This is a genomic window from Hungatella hominis (assembly GCF_014288005.1).
GTDB lineage: Bacteria > Bacillota > Clostridia > Lachnospirales > Lachnospiraceae > Hungatella > Hungatella effluvii.
Window position 1 is genome coordinate 200,286 of sequence record NZ_JACOPB010000003.1, and the last position, 23,455, is coordinate 223,740.

Annotated in this window: 18 protein-coding genes; all 18 read right to left on the reverse strand. The window is 49.8% G+C overall.

Features of this window, described 5'->3' with window-relative positions:
- Positions 1–20: 20 nt before the first annotated feature.
- Positions 21–662 carry a beta-phosphoglucomutase gene (pgmB, locus tag H8S75_RS08950; RefSeq protein WP_002600122.1) on the reverse strand — a complete coding sequence of 214 codons (642 nt, stop codon included), beginning with the start codon at positions 660–662 and terminating at the stop codon, positions 21–23.
- Entirely contained in the window at positions 659–1,561 is a 903-nt protein-coding gene (locus H8S75_RS08955; protein ID WP_187020889.1) for a DMT family transporter, read from the reverse strand. Before H8S75_RS08955 ends, pgmB begins: the two co-directional genes overlap by 4 nt.
- The gene (locus H8S75_RS08960; protein WP_187020891.1) at positions 1,558–3,903 is read right to left on the reverse strand and encodes a glycoside hydrolase family 65 protein; all 2,346 of its coding nucleotides are present in this window, start codon (positions 3,901–3,903) and stop codon (positions 1,558–1,560) included. Before H8S75_RS08960 ends, H8S75_RS08955 begins: the two co-directional genes overlap by 4 nt.
- Before the next feature lie 22 nt (positions 3,904–3,925).
- Positions 3,926–6,925, reverse strand: coding sequence for a glycoside hydrolase family 2 TIM barrel-domain containing protein (locus H8S75_RS08965; protein ID WP_187020892.1), 3,000 nt, complete (start codon positions 6,923–6,925; stop codon positions 3,926–3,928).
- Between the two features lie 171 nt (positions 6,926–7,096).
- Positions 7,097–7,918, reverse strand: a complete 822-nt coding sequence (locus H8S75_RS08970; protein WP_002600126.1) for a carbohydrate ABC transporter permease — start codon at positions 7,916–7,918, stop codon at positions 7,097–7,099.
- Between the two features lie 2 nt (positions 7,919–7,920).
- Positions 7,921–8,841, reverse strand: coding sequence for a carbohydrate ABC transporter permease (locus tag H8S75_RS08975; protein WP_187020893.1), 921 nt, complete (start codon positions 8,839–8,841; stop codon positions 7,921–7,923).
- Between the two features lie 60 nt (positions 8,842–8,901).
- Positions 8,902–10,143, reverse strand: a complete 1,242-nt coding sequence (locus tag H8S75_RS08980; RefSeq protein WP_187020894.1) for an ABC transporter substrate-binding protein — start codon at positions 10,141–10,143, stop codon at positions 8,902–8,904.
- 662 nt (positions 10,144–10,805) lie between these two features.
- Positions 10,806–12,791 (reverse strand): beta-galactosidase, encoded by a 1,986-nt coding sequence (locus tag H8S75_RS08985; protein WP_187020895.1) that lies wholly within the window; start codon positions 12,789–12,791, stop codon positions 10,806–10,808.
- A gap of 54 nt (positions 12,792–12,845) precedes the next feature.
- Positions 12,846–13,667, reverse strand: a complete 822-nt coding sequence (locus H8S75_RS08990; protein WP_187020896.1) for a carbohydrate ABC transporter permease — start codon at positions 13,665–13,667, stop codon at positions 12,846–12,848.
- A gap of 3 nt (positions 13,668–13,670) precedes the next feature.
- On the reverse strand, positions 13,671–14,606 hold the full coding sequence (locus H8S75_RS08995) for a carbohydrate ABC transporter permease (RefSeq protein WP_187020897.1): 936 nt from the start codon (positions 14,604–14,606) through the stop codon (positions 13,671–13,673).
- Between the two features lie 14 nt (positions 14,607–14,620).
- Entirely contained in the window at positions 14,621–16,021 is a 1,401-nt protein-coding gene (locus H8S75_RS09000) for an ABC transporter substrate-binding protein (protein WP_187020902.1), read from the reverse strand.
- Between the two features lie 35 nt (positions 16,022–16,056).
- Entirely contained in the window at positions 16,057–17,085 is a 1,029-nt protein-coding gene (locus H8S75_RS33330) for a LacI family DNA-binding transcriptional regulator (RefSeq protein WP_187020904.1), read from the reverse strand.
- Between the two features lie 384 nt (positions 17,086–17,469).
- A complete protein-coding gene (locus H8S75_RS09010) occupies positions 17,470–18,999 on the reverse strand; it encodes a serine hydrolase (RefSeq protein WP_187020905.1) in 1,530 nt (509 codons plus the stop codon).
- Between the two features lie 714 nt (positions 19,000–19,713).
- Entirely contained in the window at positions 19,714–20,502 is a 789-nt protein-coding gene (locus tag H8S75_RS09015; RefSeq protein WP_187020907.1) for an RnfABCDGE type electron transport complex subunit B, read from the reverse strand.
- 15 nt (positions 20,503–20,517) lie between these two features.
- Positions 20,518–21,093, reverse strand: a complete 576-nt coding sequence (gene rsxA, locus H8S75_RS09020) for an electron transport complex subunit RsxA (protein ID WP_002600142.1) — start codon at positions 21,091–21,093, stop codon at positions 20,518–20,520.
- A gap of 12 nt (positions 21,094–21,105) precedes the next feature.
- Positions 21,106–21,897 carry an electron transport complex subunit RsxE gene (gene rsxE, locus H8S75_RS09025; protein WP_002600143.1) on the reverse strand — a complete coding sequence of 264 codons (792 nt, stop codon included), beginning with the start codon at positions 21,895–21,897 and terminating at the stop codon, positions 21,106–21,108.
- Positions 21,898–21,908: 11 nt separating this feature from the next.
- Positions 21,909–22,529, reverse strand: a complete 621-nt coding sequence (locus tag H8S75_RS09030) for an RnfABCDGE type electron transport complex subunit G (RefSeq protein ID WP_187020909.1) — start codon at positions 22,527–22,529, stop codon at positions 21,909–21,911.
- Between the two features lies 1 nt (position 22,530).
- Positions 22,531–23,454 carry an RnfABCDGE type electron transport complex subunit D gene (locus H8S75_RS09035; RefSeq protein WP_002600145.1) on the reverse strand — a complete coding sequence of 308 codons (924 nt, stop codon included), beginning with the start codon at positions 23,452–23,454 and terminating at the stop codon, positions 22,531–22,533.
- Between the last annotated feature and the right edge of the window lies 1 nt (position 23,455).

A 23,455-nucleotide genomic window follows, 5' to 3' on the forward strand; every position in this document is an offset into this window, starting at 1 on the left:
TTTTAGTATACCTCGAAGATTTACGAATTGCAAGCCTCCAAAAGCTCTTCAAAGGATTTCAAATGGTAAGCCGCAAGCTCACAGTCCGATGCGTCGCCTATCCCGGCGCCATCCATGCCTCCGGCTTTGGCCGCCATGAGACCGGCTCTGGCGTCCTCCACCACGAGGCAGTCTTCCGGCTTCTCATGGATCAGCTTCGCGGCCAGCAGAAAGACTTCCGGGTCCGGTTTGGAATGGGTGATCTGATTGCCGTCCGAAACGGCGTCGAAGTAACCGTCAAGCCCCAGCTGTCCCAGGATGAAACAGGCATTTCTGCTGGAAGAACCGATAGCCAGCTTTAGGCCTCTCTTTCTCAGTTCATCCATGGTCGCCTTCACCTCCGGCGCCAGATCCGCCGGTGACATATTCTTAAGCAGTTCTTTGTAGATTTCGTTCTTTTCCGCTGTATAGCGTTCCTTCTCTTCTTCGCTCATGGCGCCGTCATATCTCTCGAGAATAATCTCAAAGCTTTCCATACGGCTCACGCCGCGCAGACGGTTGTTGATGGTCTCGTCAAAGTAGATTCCCAGCTGATCGGCTACCTGTTTCCACGCCTGATAGTGGTATTTGTCTGTATGGCAGATCACGCCGTCCAGATCGAAGATAATTCCGCGGTATTTCATAATTCCACCCCCACTTTTTCTTTCTTTGGTTCTGTTTTCCCCAGCTCCTTCTTCTCTCCGGAGTAGTTGGATAAGATCACGGCCGCCAGAATCAGTACACAGCCGCCGATCATCCGCATCGTCACATTTTCATGGAGCAGGATTACGGAAAACAGGGTGCCGAATACGGATTCCATGGAGAGAATGATGGCCGCCTTCGTCTCATCCACATACTTCTGACAGTTTGTCTGAAGAAGGTACGTAAGCGCAGTACTCACTGCCCCCAAGTATAACACACTGAGCCAGCCTGTGGAAGTAGCATGTACAGAAAATTGTCCCTGCGCCGCCAGAAATACGGCAGACAGAAGAAATGCCGTTGCCATCTGTACTGTATTTAAAACCTTAACCCGGTATTTCGGTGCAAACTCGCCCGTCAAAAAGATCTGGAACGCAAAGCCCACGGCGCCCACCAGAGTCAGCGCGTCGCCGGCGCCCAGGGAGAAATTCCCGTTCAAAGACAGAATTCCCACTCCCACAATGGCCATGACGGCTCCCACGATTCCATTCAGCCCTACCGTCTTCTTATAGACCAGGAAGGCGATAAAGGGCACCATCACCACATTTGTGGCCGTTAAAAACGCGTTTTTCGATGGTGTCGTGTACTGGAGACCCACGATCTGCAGGGCAAATCCGGCAAACAGCGCGCATCCCATGAAGAATCCGGCCCGAATCTCTTCTTTTTTAATGTCTTTCATGCCGGGCAGAGAGATTCCGCCCAGGATTACGGTTCCCAGGAAGAACCGGAAGGTCATAATCTGGAACGGGGTCAGGCTCTCCAGCGCCATATCGCTGGCTACGAAGCCGCCGCCCCAGATCACGGTCACGAGGATCAGTCCGAATATTGCCAGATATTTCTTCATGACCGTCCTCCTGCTGCCGGGCCGAAGCCTTCCAGAATCATCGCCTCACCATTTATGCGAACCGACACCGGACCGCCCTCCAGTACTGTCACCGTCACGCTGTTGTCCGGCAGGACAGTAATCTCCATCTTGGATCCTCTGTGGTGCAGCTTAAAGGACAGGCCTTCCCACTCCTTCGGCATATGCGGACAGATATCCACGACGCCGTCTTCCGAAAATGACACGCCTGCGAAACCGAACACCACGGTCTGCCACACACCGCCTGCGTTGGCCGCGTGGATGCCTTCCCTCGTGTTCTTCTGTAAATCGGTCAGATCGATAAACGCCGCCCTCCTCAAATAGCGGTAGGCCTTCGTCTCATCGCCCACATGGAGTCCCATGACAGAATAGATGCTGGGGCTTAAAGAGGAGCCGTGAAGCGTCCGTTTTTCATAATACGTATAGTTCTTTCGCTTCGTCTCCTCGTCGAATTCTTCCCCGAGAAGATGGAGAAGCATCACCACATCCGCCTGTTTGATGATCTGGGTCTGCGTCTTTGGGACAGTCCTCAGAATCTCCGGGCGAATAGGCCAGTCGTTCTCATCGTAGGCCTCTATCGTCACTTCCTTCAGATCGAAGTATCCCTCGAACTGCTCCAGCAGGCCATTTTCCTTACCCTTTGGAAGGTACATTTTCTCCCTGACGTGAGACCAGCTCTCCAGTTCCTCGTCCCGGATATTCAGGCGGGCCTTCAGCTCCTCATAGAGCCCCGTCCCGTCTTCCTTCCATTCCGTTAAAAGCTCCAGGACATAGCCTAAATTCCACCTTGCCAGGTAGTTGGTGTATAGATTGTTATCCACCGGTTCATGCCATTCGTCCGGCCCCGTGACGCGGCGGATCTCGTAGCGGTCCATCTTCCGGTTGTATTCGCACCGGCTGGCCCAGAATCGGGCTGTCTCGATCAGGATCTCCGCGCCTTTTTCACGCAGGAAACACCTGTCTCCGGTTATCTTCACGTAGTTGTAGATTCCATAGGCCACAGCGGCGGTCACATGGTGCTCGTAAACCGCCACGTAGCACCGGTAGCAGGTGCCGTCCGGTTCGATGGTCCAGTCCGGGCACTGCTCCGTGCCGTCGTCCGCCGATTCCCAGGGATACTGGGCCCCGCGGTAGCCATTCTTTGACGCATTGGCTCTTGCCGCATCCAGAAGGCGGTACCGGTAGTTTTCCAGATTCCTGGCCGTGTCCGGGAACACGCAGGCAAAGAACGGCAGCATAAACAGCTCCGTATCCCAGAACGCATGGCCTCCGTATTCCTCGCCGCTCAAAAGCTTGGCTCCCACGTTGACCCTGTCGTCGTGCTCGCTGCCCGTGCTCATCAGATGGAAGAGGGTAAAACGAACGGCGCGGTCCAGATCAAAATCGCCCCGGATCTCGATGTTGGCCTCACCCCACATGCGGGCGTACACCTCGATGTGGCGGCTCATCTCCGTCTCGAAGCCGTCGGCGGCAAAGCCTTTTATCTCGTCTCTCACACGGCAGTGAAGCTCATAATCCGGGACTTCGCGTTCCGTATAGACGGAGGCGTATTTTACTACCTCCACAGCCTTTCCCTCTTCTGCGTCAAAGTCCTGAAATTCCACGGCGGTTTCGCCAAACGCCCCGAAGCTCCGGTTCTTCATCACGGGTCTGCCCCCGGCGTAGGCCTCCATAAGGCTTCCGGTTCCCACGCAGAGCTTCCGGTCTCTCGTCGTCGCCTCCACATAGGCGCCTTTGTCGCTAAGCGGGCAGTTTGTGAGCAGCCTGGTATGCTTCACCTTAAAGCGAGGCGCATCGCAGAAGTTTATGACAGAGCCATCGATGATATTTTCCACCTCGATGATCCCGCTGTAGTTTAACGGCGTCACGTAGAGGCGGATTCCCATGCGGTGGACGTTTGCCCGGCTTACCATCCGGATTCCCTCCACCTCGGTCCTCCTCCCCTTCTTATCTTCCAGGACAAACCGTTTGGCCAGCAGTGCGTGCTTCATATCCAGAGCCCTGGAAAATTCCAGGACTCTGCACGTCTCAATGCCGATCAGCTCCTTCTCCACATAGAGCTTTATCCCCAGCCAGTCCGGTAAATTGGCCAGTTCTCTCATGAAGGTCTCTGATTTATCAAAAACGCCGTTAATATAGGTACAGGGAATACTCTTCGCCGCCCGTTCCTCGTAGGCGCCTCTCGTTCCCAGATATCCATTGGAAAGGCAGAAAAGGCTTTCGTATTTTAAATTCTCCTCCGGATCGTAATGATCCTCGAGGATCATCCACGAGTCATCGCTTAAGTAATTCCTTATGTGTTCTGAAAATCGCTCTCTTATCACGTCTTTTCCACGCTTCCTTCCTTTAATCCAGATATTTTATTTTCGACTGTGCTACATCTTCCGCCGCATCGACTGCCCGCATGGTAAAGCTCAGGACAAAATCCTGGCGTTTTACCTTATACGCCTCTTCCTGTTCCTGGCCGCAGCTGTTGCTTCCCAGACCGGAATGGAGGTAGTCCATATGGATGATCACATCCTCCGCCTCTTTGATCTGCCACGGATACTTTGCTTCTTCCAGGCTCTCCTCCGTGTAATTGTGGATATTCAGCCCCAGAGGCTGATCCGCCGTCACCAGAAGACTGCGTTCCCCGTCGCCAAGCGAGTACCAGGAGACCTCTTCCCGATGACCGTTTTCCTGCGGATATACGTAATTGGTGGACATGCCATCCACATCGGAACGGTAGACTCCCATAAATGCCGCTTCCCTGCTGTCCGCATAATTCTCCTGGAAGCCAAGGCCGTACCAAGCGGCCTTCTGAAGGTCTTTTGACGCCTTCATCCGGATTCCGATGCGGGGCAGAAATCCCGGCTCCGCTTTCCCGCGCTGAATCTGCTTTCCTTCCAGGCGGCAGGTCACAGCGCCGTCTCCATACACTGTATAGTGATAGTCGCACAAAAATCCCCACGACTGGTTTAAGCAGCCAAAATACGTACCGATCATCACATCGACACGGTTCTCATGCTCTTCGGTCCTGAAATACTCCATCTGCTCATCCGGAAGCTGTATGAAGTATTTGTTCATCCAGTCATCCTTCTTATACATATCGTTGTCTATGGTTGCCCGGTAAACCGTCACCTCAGGCCCCGCCGTCACGCATGGCTTTCCAGCCACCGTCCAGCGATCCAGCCGGCCGTAGATCTTATGGAACACCACCTCCGACGATTCGCCCTTTACTTTGAAGAAGATACCGTCCTCCTCCGTCACAAGGCGGCCGCCTGCCTCATGGAGCACGGCTGTCTCCAGATGCTCCTTAAGCAGAAACTGCCCGCGGGATACTTCGTGGCCCTTTCCGGCGTAGGGGGCGTCTTCCTTCAGACAGACCGACACATTTAAGTAGTAATCCGTATTGCTCTCCGGCATAAACGGCCGGTATGGAATTTCCAGACGGCAGACCTCTCCCGGCCCGGCATTCAGATCTTCGATCACGCCCTCTTCCTGTACGGTCTCGTCACAGGAAATCCACCATTTTGCGCTAAGATGGGACAGGCCGCTAAAATCATACCAGTTTTTTAAAAGAATCTCGCGCCCGCTGCCCGTCTTCTTCCGGATTTCCACCGGGGCAATCACCTGCCGGTACTCGAAAAGCGCCGGCGACGGCGTGCGGTCCGGCATCAGAAGGCCGTCGATACAGAAATTCCCGTTGTTGGGGAAATCTCCGTAGCTGCCGCCGTACCGGTAATATTCATGGCCTTCCTCATCCTTTGTGAGGAATCCGTGGTCGTACCATTCCCAGATAAAACCGCCCTGCAACCGTTTGTATTTGCGGAACAGGTCCTGGTAGGCCTTTAGACAGCCGGCTCCGTTTCCCATGGAATGGCCGTATTCGCACATGACATGGGGTTTTTGATTTCCCTTTTCGCCGCGGCCGATCTCTTCCAGCTTATCCAGCCAGGTGTACATGGTGGAGTAGACGTCCGCCGCCTCCGCCTCGAAATCGCCCTCGTAGTGGACCAGTCTGGACGGATCCATCGTCCGCACCGCTTCCGCGCTCTTCACGAAATTACAGCCGAAGGCGGATTCATTGCCGAGGGACCACATGATGATGGAGGGATGGTTGAAATCCCGTCTTACCATGCGGACGGCACGGTCCACGTAGGCAGTCTCCCACGCAGGATCATCGGAAATCCAGGTATAATTTTCCACCCATTCGAAACCGTGGCACTCCAAATCCGCCTCGTCAATCACATAGAGGCCGTATTCGTCACACAGATCGTACAGGCAGTCGGCGGCCGGATAATGGGAACACCGCAGCGCGTTGATATTGTGCTGTTTCATCAGAATCACATCGGCCTTCATCTGCTCATACGTGACGGTGCGTCCCTCGGTCGGACTGTAGTCGTGGTGGTTGACACCATTTAACAGGATGGCGGTTCCATTGACGGTAAAATTACCGTCTTTGATCTCTATGGTACGGAAACCGGTCCGGACCGTAATCTCATGGTCCTCAAACCGGATTCTGATCCGGTATAGATAAGGGGTCTCCGCAGTCCATGGCCGCACCTCTCCGGCTTCGGCTGTGATTCTTATCTCCTTCTGGTCTCCGTAGGAGGTAAAGTCCCCCTCTGCCATCAGGCGTTCCCCGTCAAGCAGGCTCCAGGTTCCGCTTCCGGCTCCCTTTACTGTCAGGTCGATGGCGGCCCGGCCGCATTCGCTGGCCGTATCCAGAACCGTCGTCACGCGGCAGTCCAGGACCGCCTTCTTAGGCTCGTTAATCAGTTCCACGTCCCTGTAAATTCCGGAAAGCCACCACATATCCTGGTCCTCCAGATACGTTCCGTCCGACCACTTGTATACACGGACTGTGACGTCATTTTCTCCCGGCTTCACCAGAGAGGTGACATCAAACTCTGCGGGCAGACGGCTCACCTTGCTGTAACCGGCGTGGACGCCATTGACCCAGATGTCACAGGCGCTGTCCACCCCGTGGAATTTGAGAATCGTATCTCCCGCAAACCAGGCGTCGTCCAGAACAAAGCTTCTCTTATAGATGCCCGTAGGATTCTTCGACGGTACGTATGGGGGATTGACCGGGAATAAATACAGGACATCCGTATAGTGCATATGATCGTATCCGCGCATCTGCCATACGGAAGGGACATCGATAGTATCCCATCCCGTCCCGCTTCCCGGCTCTTCAAATCCAGCCGGAGAAAATTCCGGCGCTTCCAGATACAGAAACTTCCAGTCGCCGTTTAAGCTTACATGTCTGGCGGAATCCCTATAAAATGAGGTTCTGGCTCCGCGTCTTTCGATTCCTGTGATTGTCTCATCTTCCCATCGTTTCTTTTTACGTCTTTCCATAGTTGTCTCCTATTATTTAATGTAACAGTTCAGATGGCGGGGCATTTGGTGAAAAAAGCTGCGTCAAGCTTGCTTGTAAGCGGCTTTCTTCACCAATTGCCACATCGGATGAATATCCGATGCTTCTTGACCGGCTTTTTCGGTCAAGAAGATGAGCCGTCTGAATTGTTACTATTTAATCGCTCCGCTCGTTCCCTCCACGATGTGTTTCTGTGCAAAGAGGAATACAATGATCGGGGGCAGAATCATGATGACTGTGATACAGAGCATCGGTATGATCTTTGTGCTGTGAACACCCTTAAAGGATGCCAGCCCGAGAGCCAGGGTGAATTTACTCCTGTCCTGTAAGAAAATGAGTGGCCCCAGGTAGTCGTTCCACACGGTGATCATATTCAAAACGCCGACTAAGATTAACTGCGGCTTCATGATCGGCATAAAAATCCGCCAGTAAATCTGGAATGCATTGGCGCCGTCAATTCTGGCCGCCTCCTCAAAGTCCTTCGGCACGCCCATCAGGAACTGCCTCATCAGGAAAATATAGTAGGCAGAACCGAACCAGGCCGGTACGATCAGCGGTTTTAAGGTATTGATCCAGCCAAATATCTTGAATTCCATATACTGCGGGATCATCGTCACATCCCAGGGGATCATCATGGTGGACAGCAGAATCATGAACAGGACATTTTTGCCTTTGAAATTATATCTTGCAAAGCCATAGGCCACCAGCGAACAGGAGATAATCTGTCCCGCCGTGGTTCCGACCGTTACCACAATGGAATTCCAGAGGTAACGTCCGAAGGGCTGTGCGTTCCATGCGTTTAAGTAGTTTTCCACCAGCCATTTCTTCGGGAACATCTTAGGCGGATAGGCGATGGCTTCCGCCTCCGTCTTAAATGTGGTAAACAGCATATAGACGAACGGTGACAGGAAATAGAGGGCCATAATGGTCAAAAGCACGTAGATGATGATCTTTGATTTTTTCGACATACTCATAATTACTTCCTGCCTTTCTTGGTCTTCTTGGAATTCTTGGCCTCGGTCTCATAGAATACCCATGCAGAGGAGGACTTGAATACGAGGGCTGTCAGGAACAGGATAATGACAAACATCACCCATGCGTTGGCACTTGCGTATCCCAGCTTGTGGTGCTTGAACGCGTTGTTGTAGGTAAACATCCCGTAGAAATATGTAGATTTTAACGGTCCGCCGTTTGTGAGCAGCATGACGAGGGTCAGCTGCTGGAATGAGCTGATTAACGATGTAATCAAGTTAAACAGAATCGTCGGCGTGATAATCGGCAGTGTGATGGAAAAGAACTGTCTCGCCGGGCTGGCGCCGTCCAGGGAAGCAGCCTCATATAAATCGATGGGAATGCTCTTGATATCTGTATAGAATATCAGCATCATGGTCCCCACGCCGAACGCACTGGCCAGAATAACAGCCAGAAGCGCCCAGGAAGGATCCACCAGCCAGTTGGGGCCTTCGATTCCCAGCAGGGAGAGCAGATAGTTTAACACGCCGTAGTTGCCGTTTAAAATCCATCCCCAGATGATGGAGATGGCAACGCCGGATACGACTGCGGGGATATAGAAAATGGTTCTGTAAATTTTGACACCCTTTACCGGCTGCGTGATCAGCATGGCCAGGAACAGGGCAATAATCATGTTAAGGGGTACGAAGATTGCGGCATATTTTAATGTGATGACCAGAGATTTGTAAAACTGTTTATCCTTTGTAAACATTTCCACATAATTCCCCAGTCCCCGGAACGTGGGCGTCGACGTGATCGGCCAGTCAAAAAAGCTCATCACCAGCGACAGAATTAAGGGGCCTGCTGTAAAGACGATGAACCCGATGATCCACGGCAGGATGAACAGATAGGGAGTTGCCTTTCTAAGGAAACTTTTCTTCTCCATGATTTACCTCCATTTAAGTTCCCCGCGCAGGGTTTGCCTGCCGCGGGGAATGTCTGCAGTTTACTGCATCTCGGATACCGCCTCATTCAGTACGGCTGCCGGATCTTCCATGGTACTCGGGTTATAGACACGCTCAAAGGTCAGATCCAGGGTGTCCTTAAGCTCGGACCAGTTGTCTACAATAAAGCTTGCAGGTGTGTAACCGCTGCTCTGCTCCAGCATGGAGTAGAATGGAGCGTTGGCCGGATCGTCCAGGATCTTTTCGGACTCTACGACAGACTTTAAAGCAGGGAGCTCATAGCCGATTCTCGCCTTGTTCATCTCCTCGCCTGTCCAGTATTTCACAAACTCCCAGGCGGCGTCTTTGTTCTTGGAATCCTTGGAAATCGATACGCCTGAGGAGCTTAAGATGCTGACGGAATCATGGCCCGCTCCCGCAAATGCCGGAATATCGACGATACCGTAGTTTAAGCCATCCTCATTAAAGGAAGCGATTGACCATGCGCCGTAGATATACATGGCAGTCTGGCCGCTTCTGAACTCGTCTGTACCGTTCTTCTCCGTAGCCACTGCGTATCCGTCCTTTTCCATATTCTGGAACATGGAGACAGCGTCAACTGCCTTGTCGGAGTTTAAATTTCCATCGAGGTTTCCGTCCTTATCCACAAACGCGGTTCCGTTGCTCCATAAATACATCTCATAATCGTATGGATCCGGCTTCATCTGGAAGGAAAAGCCCTTCACGCCGTCCACCTTATCGGTGATCGTCTTCGCTGCCGCCATCAGATCGTCCCATGTCCAGTCATTGGTCGGTTCAGCGACTCCCGCCTGTGCGAAAATATCCTTATTATAAAACAGCGCGTGTGTGGTAAAGCCTACCGGAATGCCATAGACCGAATCTCCCTTGGAGTTATATGGCCATAACGCGTCGTAGTAGTTGTCCTTATAATCCGCGCCCTCTTTTTCTATGTAGGAATCCAGCGGTTCCAGGCCTTCATAGTAGGATGGGTAATCCCACATGTAGAGCACGTCCGGCGTATCTCCCGATCCCATGCCGGCGCTGATCTTTGTATCATACTCACTTCCGTAAGCTTCCAGCGAGACCTCGATGTCATCGTGGCTGGCGTTAAACTGGTCTACCAGCGCCTGCTGCTTATCCAGATCCTCTGCATTATCCCACGATGCAAAACGGATCTTTACCTTGCCGCCGTTTGCCTGGCTGTCAGCCTTCGCCCCACACCCGCTCAGTACTGTCACAGCCGCCACAGAAAGAGCCGCAATCACCGCAATTGTCTTTTTCATATAATTATTTCCTCCTTAACTTTTGGTAAATACATCGTAACACACATTAGTAAAATATTCAATATTTTACTAAGTAAAAATCACGTTTTCAATATTATGCATGATTTCGCTGCCTCATTTTTGTGCATTTATCATAATAGAATTGACTATTTTTTAACCAAATGTGCTTGCAATTATATTTTACCGTTTTTCTCCAGTAAAATTTTACCGTTTTTATCGCAATAATATTATTTTTTTACCGCCGCACTCCTCTCCCCATTGAAGATTTTCAAATCATTGGATTCGGTAACGAGCGGGCGTTAATTATGCTGATTAACAAGCTGCAGCGTTTCTCCACCAGTTGAATGTATCATGGAATTATGACAGGAATTGGGCGTGGTCCTGGCGTGAATAGCGAGTGCAGAATTCACCGGAACTTATGCAATGCTGTACTAGCTCCCGTCTGCCATAAAAATGACCGTGAGCAGCGGACACTCACATTCTGTGTCCGGCACTCCCGGTCATTTTTATGTATATTCGGGTAACGAAAAGTTTCGGCGGGCCGTAAGCGGTAATCCTAAGACGGCCTCACATATCATCAGAATCTCCGATTATCTTATTTCAATCCACGTTCTGAGTCCAGAATACAAAACCCAGAATAACACAGCAGCTATGCTGCCATTTTAAATCTTCCTCTCGAGTATCTGTACCTCATATCCATTAAGCTTTCCTGCCTCTTCGCCATAGACCAGCCGGTAGGAGGAATCCACGGAGTAAGTCCTCTCCCTGTCTGTATGATTCAAAGCAAATATCCATCTGCGATCAGCTTTTTCTCTGGCGGCAAGCTCTACACCTTTATCCGCATTTCCCAACGCTGCGACCCCCGCTGCATCTGTCATATACCGGACCAGGGCCGCCATGAACGCCTCGTCAGGCTCCGTTCCGATGTAGTAACAGCAGCCCTGTCCGTATTCATTCTTAGTAATGCAAGGCTCTCCAGCATAAAATTCACAGGCATAGACTGCAAGGACCTCCGCTCCCTCCTTCACGGTTATGATGTCACACCAGTTTCGGGCTGTGTGGCTTTCATTTTGAAAGACCGCCGATACTCTTGCATCTCTTAAGCAGTCATAATCCAATACCTCCGAACCCGTAAGTTCAGACAACCGTCCCGGAAGTTCCCGGTCGGTCATACAGATATTGGTCTCATCCTTCACTCCGGTTCGCATGGTAAGGACTAAATGGCCGCCGTTTTTCACATAACGGAAGTAACGTTCCTCCAGTTCGGAATTCATCAGATACTGAAGCGGCGCGACAAGCAGCTTATATTTGCCGAAATCCCCGTCATCCGGCACGAAATCCACCGGAATCTGTCTGTCGTAAAATGCCCTGTAGTACTCCTGAATCTGCTCAGTATAAGACATATTGGGATTCTGCGGCTGAATCTGAAGGGCGTAATTCTGCCGGAACGAATATACGATGCCGACTTCCGGAGCGGGCATGGAGCCCTCCATCTTTTCCATCAATGGAGCTGCCTTCTGTATCATCTCCTTCAGCTCGTAATATCTGCGGCCGGGATTACCGCTGTGAGGCAGAATTCCATGCCAGTACTGCTCCGTCCCCATTGCGCAGACTCTCCAGCGGAAATACACCACCGCGTCGGCTCCGTGAGCCACCGACTGGAGGGACCACAGGGAAAGCTGCCCCGGCGCCGGCGCACGCCCCATCACTTCCCAGCCGGTGATTCCTGACTGCTGCTCCATGATCCAGAAGTTTTTATTTTTGTAGCTTCTTACCACATCCAGGGTGGATGCCAGGATATCGCCGCGTCCATGGGACTCATCGGCAAAAAATCCGCCGGGATACTGGTCATGACTGACAAAATCCAGTTCCTTTCCCAAATCATAGTAGTCCACCTTATCGGCAAAGCCCATGTAATTGTGGGTAATAAAATGGTTCGGGCAGTATTTGCGGATAATATCGGTCTGCTCCTTCATGAAATCCACAATCAAGTCAGAACAGAAGCATTTCCAGTCCAGCATAGCGGATGGGTTCTCACCTGTCACTGTAATCCTTGGTGTAAATACTTCCGAAAATTCATTGTACTCCTGGCTCCAGAAGGCATTGCCCCAGGCTTCATTCAAGCGGTCCACAGTACCGTATTTCTTTTCGAGCCATCCCTGGAAGTTCTTCCGGCAGCTTTCGCACATACACAAATCATGATGGCTGTTTCCCAGCTCATTGTCCGGCTGCCATCCGATGACATTCGGATTATCTTTATAATGAAGGGCCATAGCGGTCACAATTTTCCGCACAAACCCACGGTATACGGCATTGGACTGGCAGTCATGGTGACGCCCCCCAAAACCTCTTATCCGTCCCTCCCGGTCCACCGGAAGAATCTCAGGATAGCGGTTTGCCATCCAGGCAGGCGGAGCAGCCGTAGGCGTTCCCACAATCGTCCTGATTCCGTAGCGGCCCAGCAGGTCGATGGCATCGTCCAGCCATGCAAAGTCATACTTTCCTTCCTGCGGTTCCAGCTTGTGCCAGGAAAATTCAGCCATTCGGACTACCGTAAGCCCCATCTCCTTCATCAGTTCAGCATCGGTCTCCCACCGATCTCTCTGCCAGTGTTCCGGGTAATAATCGACTCCAAAATGAATGCCCATAGTATTTCGTCTCCTTTATGTATAATTAAACTTATCTTATTTTTTATGCTGCACCTACTCTTTTACCGCTCCCGACGTCAGCCCTGACATGAAGAACTTTGACGCACACAGGAAAGCCGCCAGCAAAGGCAAAACCGCGCAGGTACTGGCAAGCATAATCGCGCCGTAGTCATTACCGCGGTCAGAGACCATAGATTTCAAAGCCAGCGGCAATGTCTGCATGCTTGGTTTACGGAGTATCAGCAAAGGCTGCATAAAGTCATTCCATGTATTTACAAACTGCATAATCCCGAGAGCTGAATACGCAGGAATCAGTATTGGGCTTATAACCCTGAAGAAAATCGTCCACTCGCTGCATCCATCAATCTTAGCCGCTTCTCTAAGGGAGATCGGGACATTGTTCTGACAATACTGGCGCATCCAGAAAATACCAAACGCATTGGCACAGTTCGGAATAATAAGTGCCTGATAGCTATTGATCCAGCCGAATTTCGACATCATCATAAACCATGGTATAATACCGGCGGTAAACGGAATCATCATCGTTCCCAGCAGAGTGGCAAACAGCTTGTTCTTTCCCGGAAAATCATACGTTGCAAACGCATAACCGCCCATAGAACAAAACAGCAGGCAGAGAAATGTATAGGAAATCGAAATGATACAGCTGTTGATAAATGCCTTTACAATATCGATCTGCCCCATCATGGTATGAAAATTCTTCACCAGACTGCTGCCGAACCAGATATGAGGCGGAAAAGAATAAATCTCGTTGGTCGTGAGGCTGGACATAACAAACATCATATAAAATGGAAGCAGCATAATCAGCGCAATGAGCCCCAATACCAGATACAGAATTGCTTTTCTCACATACTTCATCGTTTATCTCCTCCTCTTCACCGGCTGTCTGTCCTTGGACATCTTGTTAAAGATTACGGAAAACAGTACAATGAACACTGTAATCACATAGGCAACAGCCGACGCATAGCCATAAGCTGTACCTCCCTGAGGCGCTTTATTAAGCAGATACATCATCAGTGTAAGGCCGCCATTGTTGATTCCCCCTGTCCAGCTGGAATTCGTCAGAATAAATGGTTCCGTAAAGAGGTTAAACATTCCTATGGTGGATTGGATCAATGTGAAAATTATAATCGGTTTAAGCAGTGGAATCGTAATTTTGGAGATTGTCTGTATATGGCTTGCCCCATCGATTCTGGATGCCTCATAGATGTCATGGCTGATCCCCTGCATCCCCGCGAGGTAGATAACCATGTTCCAGCCAATCCACTTCCATGCAAACATAACGATTACTGCCACTTTAATGAGCGATCCGTCACCTCCCAGCCAGTTCACCTTACCAAACCCGAAAAAGCTTCCAATAAAGTTAATCAGTCCGTAGTTATTACTAAAAAGCTGCATAAATATAATTGAAATTGCAACGGAACTGGTAACCATGGGCATAAAATAAATTGTCTTAAAAATGTTCTCTCCCCGAATCAGCTTTGCATTCAGGATATAGGCCAGCACCAGTCCTCCAAATAAAATAGGAATATGAGCAATAATTCCAATAACCAGCGTATTTCTAAGCGCCTTCCAAAACAGCACATCCTTAAATAAGTTCAAGTAATTTTCTAACCCGATAAAATGCATAGCTGACATTCCATCCCATCGGAAGAAACTGAGTCCGAAGCCCATGGCGATCGGAAATAAACTAAATATCGCAAACAGCAGAAAAAATGGTGCTATGTACACGTATGCGACTCTGTTTTCATAGAGGACTTTTAAGAATCCTTTTCTCCCTCTTCTCTTTTTCCCCATCGCTGCTCCTCCTTCTATTCATTCCATAAACCGGCATCCTTATATACCTGGATCTGCTGATTTTTAAGCTCTGCGGTAGCATCTTCGATATCCTTTGCGAGAAGATCTTTGATCCCCTGAGCATCAAGGCCCTGATTAAGACCGGCATTAACGGAATTGTAGATACACCCCTCGGCCGTTACATCCATAATAGTATTAAATACAGGTTCCAGATCCTCGGAGATGGAGGCCCAGAGTGCTTTTGTCTTCTGTCCGCCAAAATATGGATCTTCCGCATCATAGATCGCCGTGTTGTCATAGGCGGGCGTATATGCGGGAAAATAATCAACTGCTTCCAGCATCTCATTCTGCGGTTCCGCGCTGCAGAGCATGTACTCAATAAACGCCCACGCCGCTTCTTTATTCTTGCTCTGTTCCGGAATTACAAGGAAAGAACCACCCCAGTTACAGTGAGGAATTCCACCTGGCAGTTCGGCAACTCCCCAATGTCCGGTACCGTCCGGATCAATATCTGTTTTTAAAAATCCACCAAACCAGCCTCCGGTTGCCACTGAAACACAAGCGCCGCTTGCATAGGCCGCATAAGCCTCCGTGCTCCACATATCCACGTTCATATCCAGTTGATCCGCTCTTAAATCGATAATCGCATTTAAGCAGTCAAGATCACCCTCACGATCCAGTTTCAAATTCATTTTCTCATCATAGTAATCCCTGTTACAGTACATCAGCTGATAGAAGTAGGCTGCATTGGGAACGAGCCATCTCTCGCCCGGCTTATTGACGGCTTTTGCAGCTTTCAAAACGCCATCCCAGGTACTCATAAGTTCTGCCACCTCAGCCGGGTCGGTAGGAAGTCCACATTCTTCAAACACATCAGTGCGGTAGAAATACGTGCAAGGTCCCACATCCCACGGTACTGCAACAAATTGGGACTTATCAACAGAATACGCCTGATCCCATTTTAAAGCAACAAAATCATTTTTATATTTTTCCGCGTTGAAAGGCTCGTCCAAAAGATTGGTAAGAGCTTTGGAATCGCGGTACTGGGCAATGTAAGCGCCTTCAACCATCGCCACATCAGGAGCCCCTGAGCCTGCTGCCAGGGAGGTAGCCAGGGATTGGTGGTGGCTGGTTGTATCGGTAAACTGGAATTCCACTTCAATATTTGGATATTTATCATGAAATCCATTCAGAGCTGCTTTAAAGCCATCATCTCCAGAAGGCCAGCCACCCACGATGATAGATCCCTTTAAGTCCGCCGGATCTGCGGGCATACTGGCAGTCTGCTGGCCATCACCCGACACCGTTGTCTTGTCACTACCGGTATTTGATGATGTGCCGCAGGCAGTCAAAGACAACGCCATAACCGCAGCCATGGTCAGCGCCAAATTTCTTTGTAGTCCGTTCTTTTTCATAGTTTAAATTCCTCCTTTAAATTTATAAATCATAATTATTGAGTTACAATTTTTTTTACCGAATCCCCCTCACTCAGATGCGGTTTGAAGGAGTTAAAATAGTTTACTCTACGCCCCTCAATCATATCCAGCAAGGTACTGACGCAGCACTCAGCCTGCTCCCTGATATTTAAAGACACAGAAGAAAGAAACGGTGTCACATACTTTCTGTTTTCAATACCGTCAATGCCGAGAATTGATATATCATCAGGAACCTTGATATTCAGTTGTTCAAAGCGCCTCAGCATACCCATAGCAAATTCATCATTAAAGCAGAAAATGGCAGTCGCCTCACATTTCCGTTCAAGGAACCGGTCAGCACAGCTCATTCCTTCCTCGAAAAAATTCTCTCTGGCAAAAGCTGGTCTCGTATTTCCAATATTGTCGATTATATAATCCCTGAATCGTTTTCCATAAACAGGCTTCATCAGATTACTGAATGCCACATGCCTCGGATGTAAACGGCTGTCATAAAAGAAATCATACAACGTAGCAAAGGCAATCTTTTTATGCCCCATCTCTCTTAGATAGGCAAGTCCAATCTCCACAGCATCGTACGTATCTACATCCACATATGGAATCCTTTTTAAATTTTTGACAGGTACTCCGTAGGAGGCGGTAACAATCGGCATATAAAACTGTTCTCCTAAAAATGCCTGTACCTCCTCTGCCACATTGTCGTTTTCTACTATCATTCCATCCATCAGCATGGTTTTTACCCGTTCCACACTGAAATTAGAAAAGTAGAACAACGTGTACCCGCGATCCATGGCATAATCGGACATTTTATTGAACAGCTCTGTATAAAAGGAATTGTAGATATCCGAACCAAAAAAGCACAGCTGATAAGTCTGTCTGTTTTTCAGGGAATTGCTCAGGGGATTCGGCCTGTAGCCCAGTTCCTCCACCGCTTTATAGATCGCTTCCTTCTTGTCCTTTGAAACATATCCTCTGCCGTTCATTGTTCTGGAAACCGCACTGACCGATACGCCGGCCCTTTTTGCTACATCTTCTCTTGTAATCACTGGATTATTTCCTCCCTAACCATTATTCTAAAGAATTCGTCATTTATTTCAATGATTTCTCATGTGCACAGATGAGTCATAGTGCATATTGTACTATTTTATATGACTCACGTGAAGCATATTTCTTGTCTTTTTGATGTTTATTTTTATATTTTGCACAAAGCTTATAGAACTATTTTTAAATAATTTTTAACTTGTACTGTAAACAGGCCATACAGGGTTTAACTTGTATGTCTATGATTTTATCAAAAAAGCATACGGAACGACGCCGGATGGTGGAAATCCAGAGCGAGATCACAAGAATTAAAGCGGAAGCCTGATACACACAAAAAAAGAACGCTGTGCTGTCCCTTTCCTCGGACAGCACAGCGTTTTTTTCTTCTATCAGCTTTCATACAGATTCGCAGCCTTCTTTACCAGCCTTTCCAGAAGCTTCTGCATATTTTTGATCACCGGGTGATCTCCCAGGCTGTATTCCTCCGCCACTGGTTTCATCTTAGGAAATGCCAGCCAGGTGCTTCCCGCTTCATCTTCCCATACCGCGATCTTCAGAGGAAGCTCCAGCGCGATGCTCTGGTCCGCCTGCATGAGACCGGTTCCAACCTTCGGTGCTCCGAACACGAGAACCGTTGTCGGTCTCAGTTCCAATCCGGCCTCCGCTACGTTCCCTGCATGATCGAATTTGGCAAACACCGGGATATCCATTGCATTTAACTGCTTCTCCAGCCTGTTTACCGTCTCATCTGCCGAGAACTGGCCTTCCATCAGGAACAGCCGCGTATCATCGTAATTGGTGGACAGGAGATCTCCGAAGGCGCCGGCAATCTTTCTTCCCAGATTCGTGAAATCCACGCCCTCCTTGTTTGCCATCAGGGTGACGCATACCAATTCCTCCGGATGGGTAAAGCGGCTTAAGAAAGAGGAAAAGCCGGGTACGGAGCCTTTGATATCCATCAGGCCTCTGTGATGGTAGAACTGCCATCCGGCGCTGCCCGGAACGGTCCGTCCATCGGGAAGCGTCCATGACGCATAGACAACCGCTCTGTCTTCCGGTTTTTTGATCAGGACACCGCCTGCAAGACCGATATCCCAGAAGGAGATATCCTGCGCCGACGCCCACACGTCCCCAAAACCGCGGAGAGCGGAGGAATGCATCTGCGGAAACGCACTTCCGTCGCTCTGGTAGCTGACAGCCGTCTCCGCCGGATCAATATACCGGCCGTCGGTCTTGAAGATCTGGTGAACGTATTCACTCAAGGATAAATCCTCCTGATGAAATGCTGAGAGGCCCTCCGAAAACGATGTATGCTTAAGCCCAAGGAGTTCAAACTGATTCTTCCTGACGAATTCCTGGTACGCCATATTGCTCACTCTCTCGACCACTTCGGTCAGAAGAAGGAAATTCGTTGCACTCTGAGCCACCTCTGTTCCGGGTTCAAACTGAAGAGGCAGATCTGCAGTCAGACCGACCAGTTCTTCAAACGTCCACTCTCTCGTAAAACTGAATCCCTCCTGCTTCCTGTAATCCGCAAGCCCCGAAGCGTGATGAAGCAATTGACGAACCGTAATGCTCTTCCACTGTTCCGGGAGTGAATCCACATACGCTGCGGCAGGCGCGTCCAATTCCACGCTTCCGTCCTCGTACAGCTGCATGACCGCCACCGCCGCATATCCCTGGGAAATAGGGCCTGCCGGCCAAAGTGTATTCGCCGATGCAAGACGCTTCTGTCCGGCATCTGAAAATCCGTATCCCACAACCCGCGGAATATAGGGCGCCTGAACAATCGCCAGGGTCAGTCCCGGGATCTCCTGTTCCTCCATAAACTCCCATACCATCTCATCCACGGTTCTTCCAAGATACGATACATCCGCGCTGCCCCTCATCTTCATCTCTGTGTGTTCTCTTGTGTTCATACTGAATACTCCTTTCGCTTTGTACCGGTCGCCTCCCTTTTCACGCGCTGACAATCCCGCCAGCTTTCTATGGTGAGCTCTGTGGCCGTATACTTAGACTTGTTTTGCTGTTGCTGGTGTGTTGCTGCTGCGATTACTGTTGCGATTACTGCTATTGTTACTGCTGTTGCTACTGTTATCACTACCGGCGCCACTACTGTTATAATTTAAGTTACAGTTTATACTGTAATAATACATGTTACAGTATAAACTGTCAACAGTTTTTTATATTTTATCGATTAAAAGAATAGAAAACGTATTGCGTCACAACTCCTTACCGCACATTTTGGGAAAGTCTGGCGCCATTTTGGATACCACAGGCATTACAAAACAACTTGTCCCGTTACTTCATTCCGTCCTTTCAAAAAGTATGACTTGATTTTGTGCGGGGAAAACTACGGACTTGATAGACTACTGCAAATCATTACTTCTGAGGAATATTTGGCCTGGATTATGGGTAATTCACGTGAGGCCGCAGACTTTGAAATTGCGGAGTTGATACGGCTGTCCGGCGACAAGAGAACAAGTGCGCGTGAACCGACAGCACCAGACGGCAGAGGCCCGCGGTTGGGCCGTGAATTGTAACGTGCTCCCCAGCGGATGCAGAAACGGAGCACCGTCTCCGGTACTCCGTTTCCCATCATGCACACAAAACTGCGCATTCTCTTTTATGCATTAAATAATAACCTTCACCGGACATTTCGCCGCGCACTTTCCACAGTTGGTACACTTCTCGTAGTCGATGACCGCCACATTATTATCCATATGGATCGCATCAAACTCACACTGCTTCGTGCATAAGGTACAGGCGATACAGCCTGATTCACATTTTGCCTTTACATCTTTGCCCTTGTCATGGGAGTTACACTGAACGAGGTGCTCCGCCGTATACGGCACGAGTTCGATCAAATGGTTCGGACATGAGGCCACACATTTTCCGCAGGCCACACATTTCTCCTTATCGACAACAGCCACACCGTCAACCACGTGAATCGCATCGAAGGCGCAGGCCTTGACACAGGAACCGTATCCCATACAGCCATAGACGCAGGCTTTCTCTCCGGCGCCCGGAACGACTGTGATCTTCTTGCAGTCATCCATGCCGTAGTAGTTGTACTGGACCTTCGTCTTATCGCAGGTACCCTTACATTTTACAAAAGCCACTTTCTTCACAGCGTTTCCGCCGTCCACGCCCATGATGGCGCCGATTCTTCCCGCAGCAGCCGCTCCGCCTACCGGACAGGCATCCACGGATGCTTCACCCGCGGCGATTGCCTTTGCCAGAGCGTCACAGCCTGCGTATCCGCAGCCGCCGCAGTTATTGCCTGGCAGCTCGTTGCGCACGAGGATCTCTTTTTCATCTGTTTCTACTTTAAATTTTTCGCTGGCTACACCTAAGAAGACACCAATCAAAATACCGAGGATACCTACTACGGCTGCCGCTATGATAATACCTGTTATCATTTTCGTCTCCTCCCCCTAAATTAATCCGGAAAATCCGAAAAACGCGATTGCCATCAGTCCCGCGGTGATGAGCACGATCGGCGATCCCTGGAAGGAATACGGAACATCGTTATGCTCGATCTTCTCGCGCACACCAGCCAGCATTACGATGGCGATGGTAAATCCAACGGAAGTACCCACGCCGTTGATAACGCTCTCTAAAATGCTGTAAGACTTCTGTACATTGGTTAACGCCACACCGAGTACGGCACAGTTGGTCGTAATCAGAGGCAGGTACACGCCCAGCGCCTCATAAAGCGGCGGCATGGACTTCTTTAAGAACATCTCCACAAACTGAACGAGTGCGGCGATGACCAGGATAAACACGATGGTCTGTAAGAATTCCAGATTTAAATTCACCAGAATTCCCTTATAGATCACGCTGGTTACAAACGATGCAATGGTTATTACGAAAATAACGGCTGCGCCCATACCGGCAGAAGTTTTTACGTTCTTGGAAACGCCAAGGAATGGACATAAACCGAGGAACTGGCTTAAGACTACGTTATTCACGAGTGCAGAGCCGACCGCGATTAAAAACAATTCTTTCATCTATCCATCCTCCTATTCTTCTTTTTTCGAGGTAGCGGCCTTTAATTCCGCTTCCTTCTTAGCCAGGTCGGCCTTCTTCGATGCCAGGGCATCCTCCTCTGCCTGTCTCTTTCTTGTCTCCAGAATCTCATGGTTGGACATACAGGAAGAGCCGGAACAGTTCATACAGTCGCCGCCGCATGCCAGTCTGGACTGGGGAACGGAGCCGTTGGTCGCCGATGGAGCCTTGAACTTATTCTGGAGCGCTGTTAAGACAGCCAGCACGAAGAACGCGCCCGGAGCCAGAATAAAGATGGAAATATGGAAATCCTCCGGAATAAACACCTTTCCGAAGACCGCGCCTGCGCCCAGAATCTCACGCACAAGGCCGATTGCTGTAAGGGCAATGGTAAAACCAAGACCCATACCGATTCCGTCGAAGGTGGAAGCCATCACCGGGTTCTTGGATGCATAGGACTCTGCACGGCCAAGAATGATACAGTTTACCACGATTAACGGGATATAGATACCGAGAGCCGCGTTTAAGCTGGGCACATAGGCCTGTAAAAGCAGCTGCACGATGGTAACAAGGGTTGCCACGATGACGATGTACGCAGGAATCCTGACACGGTCGGGAATAATCTTGCGGAGCGCCGCGATGAGCATATTGGAAAACATCAAAACCACGGTTGTGGAAAGTCCCATACCTAATCCGTTGATGGCCGAAGTCGTAACAGCCAGCGTCGGACACATGCCCAGCATCAGGACGAAGGTAGGGTTCTCTTTTACGATGCCGTTATATAAACGTTCTGTACATTTATTCATGATCCCACCTCCTATTGCGGTATGCAGTTAGCTGCGAAGTAAAGAGCCGCATCTACTGCATGAGTCACTGCGTTTGAAGTAATGGTCGCACCGCTGATCGCGTTGATCTCGGAATCGGAAGTGCTGCCTGTCTTCGTCACAGTAAATTCTTCTACTGACTTATCTTTATACTGATCCTTGAACGCAGGCTCTGTCGCCTTCATTCCAAGTCCCGGTGTATCACTGATTTCCAGGAGCTCCACGCCGGTAATCTGTCCTTCATTGGTGATTCCGACGGAAACCTTGACGGTTCCGCCGTAGCTGTCGTCGGAGGAGGCCGTTATGATGTGTCCGATTACGTTGCCGGAAGCATCCACTGCCTTTAAGGCCACGCTCACCGCAACATTGCCGTACTCAGGCTTCTGCTCCTTTAAAGTTTCTTTGGATACAGCCACCTGATCCTGGATCGCCTGATCAAATACAAAATCCACCGCATCCGGATAGGCAATCTGATACTTATGGAGACTCTCTTTCGCCTCGGCCATCTGGATCGGGACCTTGGTGATCTGATAGACAGCGCCCAGAAGCAGACCGGAAATCAAGGTAATTGCAAATAAAATCCATGCGTCTTTCATGAATCCGCCTTTTTTCATCTTACTTGCCCTCCTTTCCAAACGCCTTTGGAAGGGTAATCTTCTCAATCAGCGGCACCAGAATGTTGCTGATGATGATCGCATAGGAAACACCCTCTGCGGATCCGCCGAACAACCGGAAAAGGCCGGTCAGCACACCTAAGAGAATACCGAACAGGATCTGGCCCTTCGGTGTAATCGGGCTGGTTACATAGTCGGTAGCCATGAAGAACGCACCGAAGATGAGACCGCCGCCGCATAAATGTGCAAGCACATACATAAGATCATGCTGGCCGAAAATAAACACAAACACTGCAAAGGTGATTAAGTAGGCCGCCGGAATCCGGATGGTGATGACCTTCTTAATCAGTAAGTAAGCTGCGCCGATCAGCAGGGCGATCACGGATACCTCGCCGATGGTTCCCGGAATCTTGCCGATGAACATAGCCGGAATATCCACTGCCTGGCCTGCCTTTAAGGCTGCAAGCGGTGTCGGGCTTACTACCGCGTCGTTATATGTGAAGGTAGTCATCTTGCCCGCAAATGCGATGAGTAAGAAACATCTGGCCGCCAGAGCCGGGTTCATAAAGTTCTGGCCAAGGCCGCCGTATAACTGCTTTACAACAATAACAGCAAAGATACCGCCCAGTACCGGAATCCATAACGGGATGCTTGGCGGCATGTTGAGCGCCAGGATCATACCCGTTACCAGGGCGCTTCCGTCGCTGATCGTGACTGGTTTTCCCATAAGTGTCTCGTACACATATTCGCTGAGCACACAGGAAAGGACTGTCACAAGAATGACAAGTGCTGCTTTTATTCCGAACTGATATACACCATACGCAGTCGCAGGAATCATGGCAATCGCAACATCCAGCATGATATTACTCGTTGTTACCTGGTCCCTGACATGAGGTGATGATGATACGTTTAATAATTTACTCATT

What these genes read in the sequence shown, in the direction of transcription:
- H8S75_RS08970 (WP_002600126.1), bottom strand. Translation starts at nt 7,918, where the DNA reads ATGAGTATGTCGAAAAAATCAAAGATCATCATCTACGTGCTTTTGACC.
- pgmB (WP_002600122.1), bottom strand. Translation starts at nt 662, where the DNA reads ATGAAATACCGCGGAATTATCTTCGATCTGGACGGCGTGATCTGCCAT.
- H8S75_RS09015 (WP_187020907.1), bottom strand. Translation starts at nt 20,502, where the DNA reads ATGATAACAGGTATTATCATAGCGGCAGCCGTAGTAGGTATCCTCGGT.
- H8S75_RS08985 (WP_187020895.1), bottom strand. Translation starts at nt 12,791, where the DNA reads ATGGGCATTCATTTTGGAGTCGATTATTACCCGGAACACTGGCAGAGA.
- H8S75_RS09035 (WP_002600145.1), bottom strand. Translation starts at nt 23,454, where the DNA reads ATGAGTAAATTATTAAACGTATCATCATCACCTCATGTCAGGGACCAG.
- H8S75_RS09010 (WP_187020905.1), bottom strand. Translation starts at nt 18,999, where the DNA reads ATGAACACAAGAGAACACACAGAGATGAAGATGAGGGGCAGCGCGGAT.
- H8S75_RS08995 (WP_187020897.1), bottom strand. Translation starts at nt 14,606, where the DNA reads ATGGGGAAAAAGAGAAGAGGGAGAAAAGGATTCTTAAAAGTCCTCTAT.
- rsxE (WP_002600143.1), bottom strand. Translation starts at nt 21,897, where the DNA reads ATGAATAAATGTACAGAACGTTTATATAACGGCATCGTAAAAGAGAAC.
- H8S75_RS08990 (WP_187020896.1), bottom strand. Translation starts at nt 13,667, where the DNA reads ATGAAGTATGTGAGAAAAGCAATTCTGTATCTGGTATTGGGGCTCATT.
- H8S75_RS09030 (WP_187020909.1), bottom strand. Translation starts at nt 22,529, where the DNA reads ATGAAAAAAGGCGGATTCATGAAAGACGCATGGATTTTATTTGCAATT.
- H8S75_RS08955 (WP_187020889.1), bottom strand. Translation starts at nt 1,561, where the DNA reads ATGAAGAAATATCTGGCAATATTCGGACTGATCCTCGTGACCGTGATC.
- H8S75_RS09000 (WP_187020902.1), bottom strand. Translation starts at nt 16,021, where the DNA reads ATGAAAAAGAACGGACTACAAAGAAATTTGGCGCTGACCATGGCTGCG.
- rsxA (WP_002600142.1), bottom strand. Translation starts at nt 21,093, where the DNA reads ATGAAAGAATTGTTTTTAATCGCGGTCGGCTCTGCACTCGTGAATAAC.
- H8S75_RS08965 (WP_187020892.1), bottom strand. Translation starts at nt 6,925, where the DNA reads ATGGAAAGACGTAAAAAGAAACGATGGGAAGATGAGACAATCACAGGA.
- H8S75_RS08975 (WP_187020893.1), bottom strand. Translation starts at nt 8,841, where the DNA reads ATGGAGAAGAAAAGTTTCCTTAGAAAGGCAACTCCCTATCTGTTCATC.
- H8S75_RS08980 (WP_187020894.1), bottom strand. Translation starts at nt 10,143, where the DNA reads ATGAAAAAGACAATTGCGGTGATTGCGGCTCTTTCTGTGGCGGCTGTG.